This window comes from Rhizobium sp. FG96 (assembly GCF_057808655.1).
Window position 1 is genome coordinate 54,959 of sequence record NZ_JBMDIL010000009.1, and the last position, 14,650, is coordinate 69,608.

Sequence of the window (14,650 nt, forward strand, 5' to 3'; positions counted from 1 at the left end):
AACTGCCAGGAGAATGCGCCGTGTCCAGAAGGTTTTCACTCCTTGGGTTTTCCGGTCTGGCGCTTCTCTCGATCGCGGCTTCCGCACAGGCGGCGCCGTCCGGCTCCACGATGCCGATCCCGAACTGGCTGATGGTACATGTCGGCGTCGACGACGGGCAGATCGCCCTGCCCGTCCTCCAGCGCGCGCGCAGTCTCTATTTCTCGAAGGTGGCCGAAGGCAAAGTCCGGAACGGCTGCTATTTCGCGATGGACGCTACGCGGCCGAACGACCCGGGCGACCAGTCGAGCGGCCGGTTCTATGTGATCTGCGAGGGCGACATGTCGTTCAGCGTCATCTCTTCCGGTCACGGTGGGGGGCGCAATCTCCAGGGTGTGGCGAATTTCTCCAATGGCCGGGAATGCGCCAAGAATTTCGGCAACGCGCTGGATTCCAACCTGACCGCGGGGGGCGCCTATCTGACGAGCGAGATCAAGACCTCCTTCAAAGGCTATTACCGCACCAGTGCCGACCGCCAGGCGGCCTTCATCCGCTCCTTCGTGCAGTTCGACGGGATTGGCGAGACCGCCAATGCCAGACAGCGGGCGATCGGCGGCCATGCGGCAGCCCTCGTTTCCGGCATCTGCATGCAGAAGAAGCCCGACAGCCCCTATGCCAACAGCCAGGGCTATACGCCGCTCGGCAAACTCGTGACCTATGCGGGCGGTCGCAGCGACGGCTGCACCAGCTGGTCGCCATCCGATGCGCCGAAGGTTCTGTCCATGGTCGATGGCAACCCGACGACGCTCTACATCTACCCGGATTCAGGCGACATCAAAGCCGTGGCGCAAGCCGTCGCAGCCGGCCAATCGCCGGTCACCAACGGCAGCTACTGGAACGCCTCCTGCCTGAAAGCGATCGGCTCTCCGAAGTTCTGGCCGAAGGAAAAGCTCGAGCCGATCATCGCCCAGTACAAGGCCGATCATCCGCCGCAGCCGTCGCGCCCCGTGCCGATGTGCGACAGCACGACCAACTGATCCGAAGCGCGATCATTCGCAGAGAATAGCCTCTTCGAAAAAAAAGAGGGCGCTCGACCAGAAGGGAGCGCCCGTACCAAATCTTCGGCGTCAGTTGCGGCGGAGGCCGAAGCTTGGTTGAGGACAATGTGACCCGAGTCGCAGGCCGAGCGCAAGCCGCAACGGAACAAGAAGAGAACACTTCGGCTTTGCCGGCCTGATGGCTGCACAGGTTTTCCACCACTTGTCCACAGGCCAAGCCCTTGAAATAGCGCTATTCTCCGTTGCCGCAGGAACGTTTTGCTGCGGCTCTTCGGCCACGCGCCGTCAGACTTTCATCGGATTGATACCGTCATGTGCCTTGGAGGCGTATCATGTCCTCCTCCTTGAGCGCCAGGCGGCGGGTCGCTCGGAGACAGGGAGCGGCCGGCGCCATCGTTGGCCGCTCCCCGCAATTGCCGCCAACGGCGCTTCATATGCCACTCTTTCATCTGGCGTAAATGACCTCAAGATTGGCATTTATGCCGATAGGCCTCGGCCTCACGCCCGGCTATAAATCGGCATCCTGGCCGATGTTTGGCTCCTCGCCAGCACGGCCGCATGATGGCGACAGGAAGATCAGGCGATGGCCGAAAACCAATCCATTCAGCAATATTACGATCGCGGCAGCCTCAGGGAGCGTCTGGAAGCAGCGCTTGCGGCCGATGGCCTTGCTCGCCGCGTGCTGGCGCCTGAGGATCTCGCGCCGCTCGACCAGTTTCATTCCCGCGGCCTGGCGGCGACGGTCGAGCTTGCCGATGCTCTCGATATCGACGGCTCGGCAGCGGTGCTCGATATCGGTTCGGGCCTCGGCGGACCGTCGCGCTATCTAGCGGCGCGGTTCGGCTGCAAGGTGACGGGCATCGATCTCAGCCAGTCTTTCGTCGATGCGGCAAGCTTCCTGGCGGAGCGGACCGGCCTTTCCGGAAAGGTTGCCTACAAGCAGGCAAATGCGCTTGCCCTGCCGTTCGACGACGGCATGTTCGATCTCGCCTGGACGCAGCATGTCGCGATGAACATCGCGGATCGCGCCGGCTTCTACCGTGAGGCGTTCCGCGTCCTGCGACCCGGCGGGAAGCTGGCGATCTATGACGTCGTCGCCGGCGAAGTCACTCCCATGCATTTCCCGGTACCATGGGCCGAGCAACCGGCGATGAGTTTTGTCGTGACCGCCGATGAGATGCGAGACGTGCTCGTTTCACAGGGCTTCCGCATCACGTCGTGGACGGATTGCACGGAAGCCGGTGCGGACTGGTTCGAGGCGCGCCAGCGCGCGCAGGCAGCAGCGGCGAAAGCTCCAGCGCTCGGCCTTCACGTCGTCATGGGCAGCGAGTTCGGCATTGCCGGCCGCAATCTCGGGCGCAATCTGCGCGAAGGCAGGGCCGGCCTCATTCAGGCGATTGCGCAAAAGCCCTGATCGCATTACCGGCAAGAATGAAGAATATCGACGGAGACAATTTCATGTCAGATCGCATCACCGGGGCCGCCTTGATCGGCAATAGCGACGTGGCTCCCGGCCAGAAGACGCTGATCGCGTATAATCCCGCGACATCGGCAACCCTTACGCCCGAATTCCGCAATTCCTCCGAGGAAGACGTCGCCCGCGCCTGCGACCTCGCCTGGAATGCGTTCGACCGCTACCGCCAGCTGCCGATCGAAACACGCGCCGCTTTCCTGGACGCAATCGCCGAAGAGATCGACGCCTCCCAGGCGGCCATCATCGAACGCGCAGGTGCGGAAAGCGGCCTGCCGGAGGGGCGGCTCAAAGGCGAATTTGCACGCACACTGAACCAGTTGCGCCTCTTTGCTCAGACCGTGCGCGATGGCGCATGGCTCGATCTACGCATCGATAGCGCCCTGCCGGATCGCCAGCCGCTGGCACGCCCGGATCTGCGCATGCGCCAGATCCCGCTTGGCCCCGTGGCGGTTTTCGGATCGAGCAACTTTCCGCTCGCCTTCTCGGTTGCGGGCGGAGACACCGCGTCGGCGCTGGCGGCTGGATGCCCTGTCGTCGTCAAGGGACATCCCGCACATCTCGGCACCGGCGAACTTGTCGCCCGCGCCATCCGCAGCGCCGCAGAACGGACGGGAATGCCGGAAGGCGTGTTCTCCTATCTCCCCGGCGAAATCGCCACCGGCACGGCACTGGTCAAGAACCCGAAGATCAAGGCGGTCGGTTTCACCGGATCACGGCGCGGCGGCCTTGCTCTGGTGGCGCTGGCTTCGGCCCGCCCCGAGCCAATCCCCGTCTATGCCGAAATGAGCAGCGTCAATCCCGTCTTCGTCATGCCACAGGCGATCGAAAAGCGCGCTGCAGCGATCGCCAAGGGCTATGCCGCATCGCTAACGCTCGGCGCCGGCCAATATTGCACCAGCCCGGGCCTGATGTTCGTGCAGCAGAGCGCAGGGCTTTCGGCTTTCCTCCAGACGCTCGAAGCCGAGCTCGGCGCGCACCAGCCGGCACCGATGCTGACGAGCGGCATTCATGCAGCCTACGAAGCCGGGCGAGATGCGCTTGCTGCTCACGACGGCGTGTCGGCGGCTGCCGAAAGCCAGCCGCCCGCAGGGCCGAACCGCGGCCGCGCGGCGGTGTTCAAGACCGATGTGAAGAGCTTCCTCGCCAATCCGGAGCTGAGCCAGGAAATCTTCGGATCAGCCTCGCTGCTGATCGTCTGCGACAGCGTCGATGAAATGCGGGACGCCGCCGAACAGCTCGAGGGACAGCTGACCGCAACGCTGCATCTCGAGCCCGAGGACGTCGCCGCAGCCGGACCGCTCATTCCGGTTCTCGAGCGGCGCGCCGGGCGCATCCTTGCCAATGGCTGGCCGACGGGCGTCGAAGTCTCTCATGCCATGGTCCACGGTGGCCCCTTCCCGGCGACATCGGACAGCAGCACGACCTCGGTCGGCACGCTCGCGATCCGCCGCTTCCTGCGGCCGGTCTGCTACCAGGATATGCCGCAGGCGCTCCTCCCCGCCGAGTTGCAGCCCGGCACGCTCGAAGCCCTTCCGCATCTCGTCGACGGGAAGCGCGACGATCTGCGCTAATGTGCCAGACTAGGAGGTGCCGGTTGCGAAGATCGGCATCTCCCGACAGTCGGCCTACATTAAAAAACAACGATAGATCGTATTTTAGCAGTTCCGGAAACGAGATTTGTGGTCTCTGCGCCTACCCTGAGTATTCCAACCTCATTGGCGCCGATATGCTCGAACTGCAAAACAAAGTTCTCGAACGGATCGCCAAGGGCGAGCCGCTCACCGAAACATTGGAAACATTGTGCCGTCTGGTGGAAGCCCGCCTGCCGGGCATTCAATGTTCGGTCCTTCGCGTTGAAAACGGCGTGCTGCACCCGCTCGCAGCTCCCTCCCTGCCGAAGCATTACAGCGATGCACTCGACAATCTGGAGATTGGCCCGCTTGCCGGTTCCTGTGGCACCGCCGCCTATTATGGCGTCCCCGTCATCGTCACGGATATCGCGAGCGACGCGCGCTGGGCCAAATACAGGGCGCTTGCCCTGCCGCTCGGGCTCCTAGGCTGCTGGTCGACGCCTGTTATCAGCGGCGGTAAGGTCATCGCCACTTTCGCCCTCTATTTCGGCAACGGCCGTCATCCCGAGAGCCATGACAAGGAAGTCATCGAGACCTGCACGCATCTCTGCGCAATCGCGATCGAGCGCGACGAGCGCACCCGGGAAAGGGAACGCCTCACCTATACAGATGCGCTGACGGGACAGGCCAATCGGGCGCGCTTCAACGAAGTGCTGCACGGCCTGCAGGCCGCAAACAGCGACTTCGGCCTGCTGCTTGCCGATATCGACAATCTCAAACTGGTCAACGACACATTCGGCCATGGCGCGGGCGACGCCCTGATCCAGACGGTGGCGCGGCGTATTGCTGCCGCCGTGCCCAGGGATCGGACCTTCCGGCTCGGTGGCGACGAATTTGCCGTGATCTTCGACGGCATCGGCATTGATGAGCTGACCGAGCACTGCAACGCCATACTCCGTGAAATCAAGCGCCCGGCGCAATGCGACAGGCATGTCGTGTTCCCGTCGGTGACCGCAGGCGGCGCTATCTCCGGCAATGGCGACGCGCGCCAGAACGCCGATATCGCGCTCTATCACGGCAAATCGCGCTATCGCGGCCAGTTCACAGCCTATTATCCCGGCATGGGCACGGCGCTGACACGCAGGTTCCGCGCAATTCGCGATGTCGGCATTGCGCTCGCCGAAGGACGGATCGAGGCGCACTACCAGCCGATCGTTCGGCTCGACACGAAGGAGATCGTCGGCTTCGAAGCGCTTTGCCGGATGCGGACGGCCTCGGGCGACGTCGTTGCGGCGGCGCATTTCCATGAGGCGATGCTGGATGGCGATATCGCATTGCAGATCACCGAGCTCATGCTCGTGACCGTCGCCGCCGACATGCGCCGCTGGCTCGATCTCGGCCTGCCGCTGCAACACGTCGGCCTGAACCTGTCAGCCGCGGATTTCCACACCGGCAATCTCCAGGCAAAGCTGCAGGAGCATTTCACCGCAAAGGGCGTGCCGCTGGAACATGTAATCCTGGAGGTGACCGAGTCCGTCTATCTCGACCCCCGCGACCACATGATCGGCGAGGAGATCAGCACCTTTCGGGAGCAGGGGCTGCGCGTCGCGCTCGACGACTTCGGCACGGGCTATGCCTCCCTCACCCACCTGCTCACCGTTCCCGTCGATATCATCAAGATCGACAAATCCTTCGTCGATCGGCTCATCCACGAGGAGCCGGGCGCCGCTATCGTCGAAGGCCTTGTCGGCATCGCCGGCAAGCTCGGCATCCGCGTCGTTGCCGAAGGCATCGAGATCGAAAGCCAGGTCTCGGATCTCGTTGCGATGGGATGCGTGCTCGGCCAGGGCTTCCTGTTCTCGCGCGCCGTCGATTTCGATACGGCAACCGAGCTGCTCAGGACAAAAGGGCAGAGACCATCGGCAGAGGCCGGCGCGCTGACGCGCGTCGGTGTCTGAGGGGCTCTTGCGCGGCGGGCTGGCTTATAAGAAATCGTCGCGGCGCGGCGTGAACGTGTCGATCAACAGGCCGGGCGCTAGCGCCACGACGCCGTGCACGAGGTTCGGGGCGACGATAAAGCTGCTGCCCTGCTCCAGCCGGGTCGTCTTGCCGTCGACGGTGACGTCGAATGCGCCTTCGGCGACATAGCTGACCTGGGTATGCGGATGCGAGTGCGGCGCGCCGACTGCACCCTCCTCGAAGCGGAAGGCGACCAGCATCATTTCGGGTCTCTGGCTCAGAACGGCGCGGCGGTTGCCGGGGGCGACCTCGGTCCAGACCGTGTCTTCGGGAAGGGAGAAGAATGACATCATGATCCTTTCATCGGGCTAGCCATCCGCCGTCGACGGGCAGGATGGCACCATGCACATAATCGGAAGCGGGAGCGGAAAGGAAGATCGCCGCACCCACCATATCGTCCGGACGCGCCCAGCGGCCCGCCGGAATTCGCTTCAGGATATCGGCGCTGCGTTCGGCATCGGCGCGCAGCGCTTCGGTATTATTGGTCTCGACATAGCCGGGCGCAATCGCATTGACGTTGATGCCCCGGCTCGCCCATTCATTCGCCATCAACCGCGTCAGGCCGGCAAGGCCGCTCTTTGCGGCCGTGTATGAGGGAACGCGGATACCCCCTTGAAAAGACAGGAGAGAGGCGATGTTGATGATCTTGGCGCTGCGTCCGGACGCGATCGCATTCTTCGCAAAGGACTGGCTGAGGAAGAAGGCCGATTTCAGATTGGTGTCGATGACGGCATCCCAATCCTCTTCGGTGAAATCCAGCGCGTCGGCGCGGCGGATGATGCCGGCATTGTTGACGAGAATATCAGGCGTTGCTCCGGCAGCGACGGCCTGTTCGATGACAGCGCGTGCGGCCTCTGTCTTTGAAAGATCAGCCGCGATGGTGCGAAAGCTGCGGCCGTGGCCGCGCACCAGCGCCTCCGTTTCCGTCATCGCCGAGCGCCCGACGCCGATGATGTCGGCGCCGGCGCTTGCAAGGCCGGCTGCGATCGCCTGGCCGATGCCGGTATTGGCGCCGGTGACGACGGCGCAGCGGCCGCTCAGATCGAAGCCGGTCACCGCAGCGCGTCCATCGGAACCTTGTCCATATCGGTAAAGCTCATGTTATCGCCCGCCATCGCCCAGATGAAGGCGTAGCGTCCGGTGCCGGCGCCCGAATGAATCGACCATCCCGGCGAGAGGACCGCATCGTGGTTCTTCAGGACGACGTGCCGGGTTTCACTCGGCTCTCCCATGAAGTGGAAAATGCGCGTCTGCTCCTGCATGCCGAAATAGAGATAGACCTCCATCCGCCTGTCGTGGACATGCGCCGGCATCGTGTTCCACACCGAGCCCGGCTCGAACATCGTCAAGCCGACGAGAAGCTGGCAGCTGTCACAGACATCGGGATGCACATACTGGTTGATGGTGCGCGCGTTGGACTCTTCTGCAGAACCGAGCACCACCTTGCGCGCCATATCGCGGGTGATGAGGACCGTCGGGCAGGCGCGATGGGCGGGTGCGCTCAGCAGATAGAAAAGCGCCGGCCCGCTGGCATCGCGGCTCTCGAAGCGAAGGGCTGACGCCCCCATGCCGACATAGAGTGCCTCCTGAAAACCAAGTTCGTAGGTCTTGTCCCCAACCGTGACACTACCGGCGCCGCCGATATTGACGATCGCCGCCTCGCGGCGTTCGAGAAAGGCATCCGTTCCGGTCTCGGGAACGCAGGAGATTTCGAGGGCTTCCCGGGTCGGCGAAACGCCGCCGACGATCATCCGGTCGAGATGGCTGTAGGTCAGGTTGATCTCGCCTGGGCGGAACAGGTTTTCGATGACGAAGCCTTCACGCAGTCCCTGCGTATTGCGGCGCGCGGCATCCTCAGGCCCGACGACCTGGCGGGTTTTGACAGATAGGGTCATTCATTTGCCTCTTATCTTGAACATCTGTGTCAGCTCAGCACGACATACTCGGTCAATTGTCCGACGGTCGTGTCGGCCTTTTCGACGTCGAATACCTTCGTTCCGTGGCTCATGATCACGAAGCGATCGCAGACCTGGTAGGCATGGTAGAGATTGTGGGTGACGAGCACGCTGGAGACATTCTCGGCCTTCAGCTTCAGCACCTGGTTGAGCAACGCTTCCGTTTCGCGAACGGAGAGAGCCGAGGTCGGCTCGTCGAGCAGCAGGACGCGCTTCTTGAAATAGACGGCGCGGGCGATCGCCACCGCCTGCTTCTGGCCGCCGGAAAGATTGCCGACGAGCGTATCGGGCGAGTCGATACCGGCGATATGGACGGCGTTCTTCAGCACCTCCATGGCAATCTCGCGCATCTCTGCCTGCCTGAGAAAACCGAAGCGATCGGTCAATTCGCGGCCCATGAAGATGTTGCGCGTGATCGAGAGGGAATCGACCAGCGCCGTATGCTGGTAGATCGTCTCGATGCCGGCGTCGGCCGAATCCGAACGGCAGGTGAAGAGCGTCCGCTTGCCGTCGACCGTCAGATATCCGTCGGTCGGCTTGTGGATGCCGGAGATCAGGTTGACCGTCGTCGATTTCCCGGCGCCGTTGTCGCCGAGCAGGCCGACCACTTCGCCTTCGCCGATATGGAAGCTCAGGTTGCTGAGCGCAGTCAGCGCGCCGAAACTCTTGGAGATGTTGTGGAGTTCGAGAAGATTGGGTTTCGACATCACGCAAGCCCCCGCCGCTCGATGAGATGGTTGAAGATTGCCGCCAGCACGATGAGCGTCGCGATGAACATGTCGAGATAGAAGCCCGGCGCTCTCAGGAGCAGCAGGACATCGGTGATGGTGTGGATGAGCAGCACGCCGAGGAAGATGCCGATGATCGACCCCCGGCCACCGCGCAGCGACAGGCCGCCGATCACGCAAGCGGCGATCGCCTGCAGTTCGAGACCCGCGCCCTGCCCGGGCTGAACGCTGCCGACGCGCGTCGTTGCCAGTATCCCGGCAACAGCCGCCATGCCACCGGCGATCGCAAATCCGATCAGCTTGACGCGGCCGGTATTGATGCCGATCGCCTCGGCTGCGCCGCGATTGCCGCCGGTCGCAAAGACGTGGTTGCCGAAGCGGTGGCTGTGAAGCAGCAGATGGAAGGCTGCGACCAGCAGTATGATCCAGATGAAGGCCGCGTTGATGCCGAAAAGACTGCCCGAAAACAGGCTTGTAAAGACGGCTTCCGGATCGAAGCGGACCTGAACGGCGCCGTTATAGAGCAGCACGGCGCCACGCCAGAACAGCAGGCCGCCGAGCGTCACGATGAATGACGGAAGCCCGAAGCGCAGCGTGATCTGGCCGTTCAGAAGCCCGATCATCACGCCCGCCAGAATGCCAATCGGCGCGGCGATGAAGGCGCTGATGCCGAGATTGACGAGGCTTGCCATCAGGATGGCGGTAAAGGTGTAGACGGAGCCGATCGAAAGATCGAACTCGCCGGATATCATCAGCACGCCGGCGCCGAGCGCCAGGCAGCCGAGCACCGGGATCGCCTTCATCAGGATCGTCAGGTTCTGCGGCGACAGGTAGCGAAAGTCATCGGGATAGAGCAGCGCTCCGACGATGCAGACGATCTGCAGCGTCATGAAGACGAGGAAGATTGCGCCTGCCGGTTTGCCCATGATCTGTTTGAGGATCGATTGTTTCTGGGTCCGCGACCGGGGCGCGGCACTCTCTGCAAGAATAGGTGTCACGGTCTGGTACTCGATTTTTGGGAGAGCGGGGAACCGGCCGTAAAGGCGGCTCCCCTTGTCTGTCGCTTAGCGGTAGCTGCCGATCAGCGGCTTGACCGAGCTGATGCGCGACTTGTCGAGGAAGGCGCCCTGGCCGGTATCGACATCGGTCGGCGTCAGGCCGTATTTCTTGGCGAGCGCGATCTGGGCGATCGGATAGTAGCCCTGCAGGTAAGGCTGCTGGTCCATGGTGGCGAACATCGCGCCGGATTCTACCGCGTTGACGATCTCGACCGCCAGGTCGAAGCCGCCGAACGGGATCTTGGCGCCGGCATCCTTGATTGCGCCTGCCCCGACGGTCGAGGTGACCGAGCCGGTGCCGAACAGCGCCTTGACATTAGGATTGGCGACCAGGAACTGAGCGATGATGTTTTGCGCCTCGGCCGGGTCCAGTCCGGCGCGTACGGTCTCGACCTTGATGCCGGCTTCCTTCATCGACTTTTCGATACCGCCGCCGCGGGCGACGGCGAAGCTCGCCTCGGGGATTTCGCGCGGATTGAAGACGACGTCGCCGGACTTCAGGCCGAACTCCTTGATCATGCGGTTGCCGAGTTCATAGCCCGATGCGAACTCATCCATGCCGACATAGGCCTGGCGGCAATTGCCCTTGGCGCCTTCGAGGTCGTCATTGTTGAAGCCGATGACGATAATGCCGGCCTTGACGGCGGCGCAGATGCTGCTGTCGAACGCATCCGAAGAGGAAATCGCCACGGCGATGCCGTCGACCCCGCTTGCCGTTGCGCTCTCGATCAGGTCGTTCTGGCGAACCGGATCGTTGTTGGCATATTGCACGTCGAGATCGACGCCGAACTGTGCCGCTGCATCTTGTGCGCCCTTCACCACGGGGTTAAAGAACTGCACACTCGGATCAAGATAGATGATCATCGTCGCCTTGACGTCTGCGGCAAGCGCCGTCGACGAGGCCATGGCGGCAAAGCCCGCGGCAAGCACCGCGGCTTTAAGATTGGTCAGTTTCATTTGCGTATCCTCCCTTTGGATGTGCAATACGGGTCGAAAGACCCAATTCTCGGCTGGCGAGCTCCGACCAAAGATCGCGCCAGCCGAGATTTCCCCCATCAAGCCCTTCCGCTCTCCTGCCTTGGCGAAAGGACCTGCTTAATCATCAGGCGAACCAGGGCGCCGGGCGCCCGAGCGTCACATGGATGCCCTTGAACTGCGAATATTCGTCGAAGCCGTAGCGGCCGAGCTCGCGGCCGAGGCCGCTTTTCTTGTAGCCGCCGATCGGCAGCTCCGGCGTGCCGTCGATGACGCTGTTGATCCAGCAGCGGCCGGCCCTGATGCGGCGGATGCTCTGCAGCGCGGTTTCGAGATCCTTGGTCCAGACGGAGGCCGAAAGCCCGTAGTCGCTGGCATTCGCCATCGCCACCGCCTCGTCGGCCGTCTTGAAGGTCAGCGTCGAAAGCACCGGCCCGAAGATCTCCTCGCGGGCGATCGACATATCGGGCGTGACGCCTGCAAAGACCGTGGGCGCATAATAGAGACCGGCCCCCTCGCCTGCCCGCGCGCCGCCGAGCAGCAGTTCGGCGCCTTCCTTGACGCCCGCTTCGACATAGGAATGGACCTTGGCGGCGTGGGCCTCCGAGATCATTGCGCCGATCTTGGTGCGCTCGTTCAGCGGATCGCCGAAGGTGACCTTGCGCGAGATATCGAGCAGCCGCTCCATCAGCGCATCGCGGATACCTTCCTGGACGAGAAGACGGCTGCCGGAAATGCAGCACTGCCCGGCATTGTGATAGACGCCATAGGCGATGCCATCGGCGGCAGCTTCCAGATCGGCATCGGCAAAGACGATCTGCGGACCCTTGCCGCCGAGCTCCAGGCCGACGCGCTTGACGCTGCGCGCTGCAATTTCGCCGAGCTTGGTGCCGACGCGCACCGAGCCGGTGAATGCGACCATATCGGTGCCGGGATCTTCGGCGAGCACCTGACCGGCCGGATCGCCGTAGCCGGTGACGACGTTGAAGACGCCATCGGGAATGCCGGCTTCGCGGGCCAGTTCCGCCATGCGGATCGAGGTGCCCGAGGTGAATTCCGAGGGCTTCAGGACGACGGTGCAACCGGCGCCGATCGCCCAGGGAACCCGCTCGGAGGCGATGATGAAGGGGAAATTCCAGGGCGTGATGATGCCGACGACGCCGACCGGCTCGCGAAGCACGAGGCCGAGGCGGTCATCGCCGATATTGTTGTGGGACTGCCCCTCGAGCGCGCGAACCTGACCCGCCGCATAAGACCAGAGATCAGCGCAGAAGCCGATTTCGCCGCGCGCCTGCGCGATCGGCTTGCCGACCTCCAGGCTTTCGATCAATGCCAGCTCTTCCTGCTTCTGAAGGATGAGATCGGCGACCTTGAACATCAGCCGGGAGCGCTCGGCGCCCGACATCCGCGGCCAGGGGCCGGTATCGAAGGCGCGGCGGGCAGCCGCGATCGCCTGTCTCACGTCATCTGCCGAAGCATCCGGCCAGGTGCCGACCACCACACCCGCATGCCCGGGGCTGACGCGATCGATCGTCTTGCCCGACGATGCGTCGACAGACTTGCCATCGACAAGCATCTGATAGCGGGATTTAATGTGGAGACGCGGATCACTGGAATCGGGCGTGATGAAGTTCGACATTTTAGACAACAATGCTTCCTCAAGGCCGGACGCAAGCTGCCGGCCCCTCCCTATTTGCCCGGCTTTTGCACCGCCGGATTTATGTTGCGTTTGAATTGTATGGTACTGTATGGTGGTTTTAAATGGATGTCAACGCATGACGGCGGCACGAGATATGCACCTCGAAACTTTAAAGGTTGAGACCGGCGAAACCGCCGCAGCACAGGTCGAGCGGGACCTGCGCGAGCTGATCATTCAGCTGGAGCTCGCTCCCGGCATGCGGCTTTCGGAACAGGAAATCGCCACCCGCATGGGCGTATCGCGCCAGCCGGTGCGCGAAGCCCTGATCGCGCTCGGCAAATCCAAGCTCGTCGACATCCGCCCAAATCGCGGAACCGTCGTCGTCCGCATCTCGGCGCGGCAGATGATGGAAGCCCGCTTCGTGCGTGAGGCGCTGGAGACCGCCGTTGCGCGGCGCGCCAGCGAAAGCTTCGACACCTGGACGCGGCGGCGGATCGATACGATCCTCATGCGCCAGCGCGCCGCCATGGAGGCGCAGGACCACAACGCCTTCCGCCGCGAGGACGAACAGTTTCACATCGCGATCGCCGAGGGCGCGGGCTGCAGCCTCGCCTGGAACGCCATCTCCGATATCAAGGCGCATATGGACCGCGTCTGCAACCTGCAGCTCCGCCATCCGGATTCCATGCTGCGGCTGATCGCCGAGCATGAGGCAATCATCACCGCGATCGATACGCGCAACTCCGATGCGGCCGACGCGGCGATGCGCGCGCATCTGAACGGCATTCTCTCGGACCTGCCGCAGATCGAAGCGGACCATCCGGATCTGTTCGAATAGCGCGACTTCGGCACTCCGCCGTCTCGCCATTGAGTTAAATCGATATTTATGCGGCAAACCTAATTCGAGCCGCGGTTACCGCTTTTCTTCTCAAATCTCCCTTTGTAGCGTCCTCCCACCTTGGGGATGGAGCAGAAATGGAATCGTCGTCGGATTTCAATGCGGAACTACATGCGCGCCCGTCGATCTATTTCGATGGCCCGGCTTTCGTCGAGCATGTCGCCATCATGCCGGGCGAAGGCAGTGCGGCGAGCCATATGGGATTTCACGACACCCTGTCGAATGAAGCGGATGTCGCAGTCCGCGTCGAGCGGCACACCGAATTCGTAACGGTGACGCGGCTTCGAAAACTCTCTGCCGACGCAGCGGAATGGCCGTCCTCCGAACTATCGGATAGCGAAGTGGTGGAACTGACCGGCATCGCATCGCCAAAACAGATCTGCCGAGTAGCAATCCTGGTCGTCGACGAAACCGCCGAGGACCTCCCGCCGCATCTGGCAAGGTTCGGCTTCGGCGACACCGCGGCCTCCTTCATCGGTGGTGGCTCCGCCCTCGTCTGCTCCGATTTCAAGGTGCGGCAGGATGGGTCGAGCCGTATCCTGCTCTTCAACAGGGATCTGAACGCCCATCGACTCGGCCGGATGGTCCGGCGCATATTCGAGATCGAGACCTACCGGGCGATGGCCCTGCTCGGCCTGCCGGTCGCTCATCGTCTGGCCCCGATGATCGGCGCCTATGACCGGAAACTGATCGAGCTGACGAACCGTAATCTGCTGATCCCGGCAGACGAACACAAGGAGCTGCTGGCCGATATCACGGTGCTCTCCTCGCAGATCATTTCGGCAGCCGCCGAGACCCGCAACAGGTTCAGCGCCACCGGCGCCTACACGACTATTGTCGAGGAACGCATTGCGCTGCTGCGCGAAACCCATGTGCCCGGCATCCAGCGCTACGGCACTTTCGTAGCGCGCCGCTTCAAGCCCGCCGTCCGTACCTGTCAGGCGACGGCGCTTCGGCTGGAACAGCTTTCACAGGCGACCACCCACCTGATCGACCTTCTGCAGACGCGCATTCAGGTGGAGATCGAACACCAGAACGCCGTGCAGATCCAGGCCATGGCCGAACGGGCGGCGACACAGGTGAAGATCCAGCGCGCCGTCGAGGGCTTCTCGATCATCGCGATCAGCTATTACCTGCTCAGCCTGCTGAAGGTCGTGTTCGAAACCGCTGATCATGCGGGATATCACATCGATCCCTTGGTGATGCTGGTCTCGATCCCGATCGTCATCGGTACGGTCTGCCTGACGATCCTGCGGGTCAAGCATGCGTTGAGTTCGGAGCACTAGGGAGCGGACT

13 protein-coding genes are annotated in these 14,650 nt (G+C 62.8%); 6 read left to right on the top strand and 7 right to left on the bottom strand.

From position 1 onward, the window contains the following. Positions 1-20: 20 nt before the first annotated feature. The 4 genes from ACODR6_RS18785 (at position 21) to ACODR6_RS18800 (ending at position 6,040) form a co-directional block, all read left to right on the top strand. Positions 21-1,016: a hypothetical protein gene (locus tag ACODR6_RS18785; RefSeq protein ID WP_203430899.1), complete on the top strand. Its 996-nt coding sequence runs from the start codon at positions 21-23 to the stop codon at positions 1,014-1,016. A 604-nt stretch (positions 1,017-1,620) separates the two neighbouring features. Further along, complete coding sequence (locus tag ACODR6_RS18790) at positions 1,621-2,451, top strand: class I SAM-dependent methyltransferase (RefSeq protein ID WP_203430900.1); 831 nt, start codon at positions 1,621-1,623, stop codon at positions 2,449-2,451. A gap of 44 nt (positions 2,452-2,495) precedes the next feature. Continuing rightward, positions 2,496-4,082, top strand: a complete 1,587-nt coding sequence (locus ACODR6_RS18795; protein ID WP_203430901.1) for an aldehyde dehydrogenase (NADP(+)) — start codon at positions 2,496-2,498, stop codon at positions 4,080-4,082. A 155-nt stretch (positions 4,083-4,237) separates the two neighbouring features. Further along, entirely contained in the window at positions 4,238-6,040 is a 1,803-nt protein-coding gene (locus ACODR6_RS18800) for a bifunctional diguanylate cyclase/phosphodiesterase (RefSeq protein WP_489023567.1), read from the top strand. A 24-nt stretch (positions 6,041-6,064) separates the two neighbouring features. On the opposite strand, the gene ACODR6_RS18805 is transcribed toward ACODR6_RS18800, so the two are convergent. The 7 genes from ACODR6_RS18805 to ACODR6_RS18835 all read right to left on the bottom strand — a co-directional run bounded on the left by ACODR6_RS18805 (position 6,065) and on the right by ACODR6_RS18835 (position 12,456). Next, positions 6,065-6,394, bottom strand: coding sequence for a cupin domain-containing protein (locus tag ACODR6_RS18805; RefSeq protein ID WP_112717760.1), 330 nt, complete (start codon positions 6,392-6,394; stop codon positions 6,065-6,067). A 7-nt stretch (positions 6,395-6,401) separates the two neighbouring features. Then, positions 6,402-7,157, bottom strand: a complete 756-nt coding sequence (gene kduD, locus ACODR6_RS18810; RefSeq protein WP_489023569.1) for a 2-dehydro-3-deoxy-D-gluconate 5-dehydrogenase KduD — start codon at positions 7,155-7,157, stop codon at positions 6,402-6,404. Next, positions 7,154-7,996, bottom strand: a complete 843-nt coding sequence (kduI, locus tag ACODR6_RS18815; protein ID WP_489023571.1) for a 5-dehydro-4-deoxy-D-glucuronate isomerase — start codon at positions 7,994-7,996, stop codon at positions 7,154-7,156. Before kduI ends, kduD begins: the two co-directional genes overlap by 4 nt. A gap of 29 nt (positions 7,997-8,025) precedes the next feature. Further along, positions 8,026-8,763 (bottom strand): ATP-binding cassette domain-containing protein, encoded by a 738-nt coding sequence (locus tag ACODR6_RS18820; RefSeq protein WP_112717754.1) that lies wholly within the window; start codon positions 8,761-8,763, stop codon positions 8,026-8,028. Continuing rightward, complete coding sequence (locus tag ACODR6_RS18825; protein ID WP_489023574.1) at positions 8,763-9,782, bottom strand: ABC transporter permease; 1,020 nt, start codon at positions 9,780-9,782, stop codon at positions 8,763-8,765. The genes ACODR6_RS18820 and ACODR6_RS18825 overlap by 1 nt, the downstream gene beginning before the upstream one ends. A 66-nt stretch (positions 9,783-9,848) precedes the next feature. Beyond that, positions 9,849-10,799: a sugar ABC transporter substrate-binding protein gene (locus tag ACODR6_RS18830; RefSeq protein WP_112717750.1), complete on the bottom strand. Its 951-nt coding sequence runs from the start codon at positions 10,797-10,799 to the stop codon at positions 9,849-9,851. 145 nt (positions 10,800-10,944) lie between these two features. After that, positions 10,945-12,456, bottom strand: coding sequence for an aldehyde dehydrogenase family protein (locus ACODR6_RS18835; RefSeq protein WP_489023859.1), 1,512 nt, complete (start codon positions 12,454-12,456; stop codon positions 10,945-10,947). A 136-nt stretch (positions 12,457-12,592) separates the two neighbouring features. On the opposite strand from ACODR6_RS18835, the gene ACODR6_RS18840 reads away from it, so the two are divergent. Together ACODR6_RS18840 and ACODR6_RS18845 are read left to right on the top strand one after the other, a co-directional pair. Further along, the gene (locus ACODR6_RS18840) at positions 12,593-13,294 is read left to right on the top strand and encodes a GntR family transcriptional regulator (protein WP_489023577.1); all 702 of its coding nucleotides are present in this window, start codon (positions 12,593-12,595) and stop codon (positions 13,292-13,294) included. A gap of 137 nt (positions 13,295-13,431) precedes the next feature. Next, positions 13,432-14,640, top strand: a complete 1,209-nt coding sequence (locus ACODR6_RS18845; RefSeq protein WP_489023579.1) for a DUF3422 domain-containing protein — start codon at positions 13,432-13,434, stop codon at positions 14,638-14,640. Positions 14,641-14,650 lie beyond the last annotated feature (10 nt).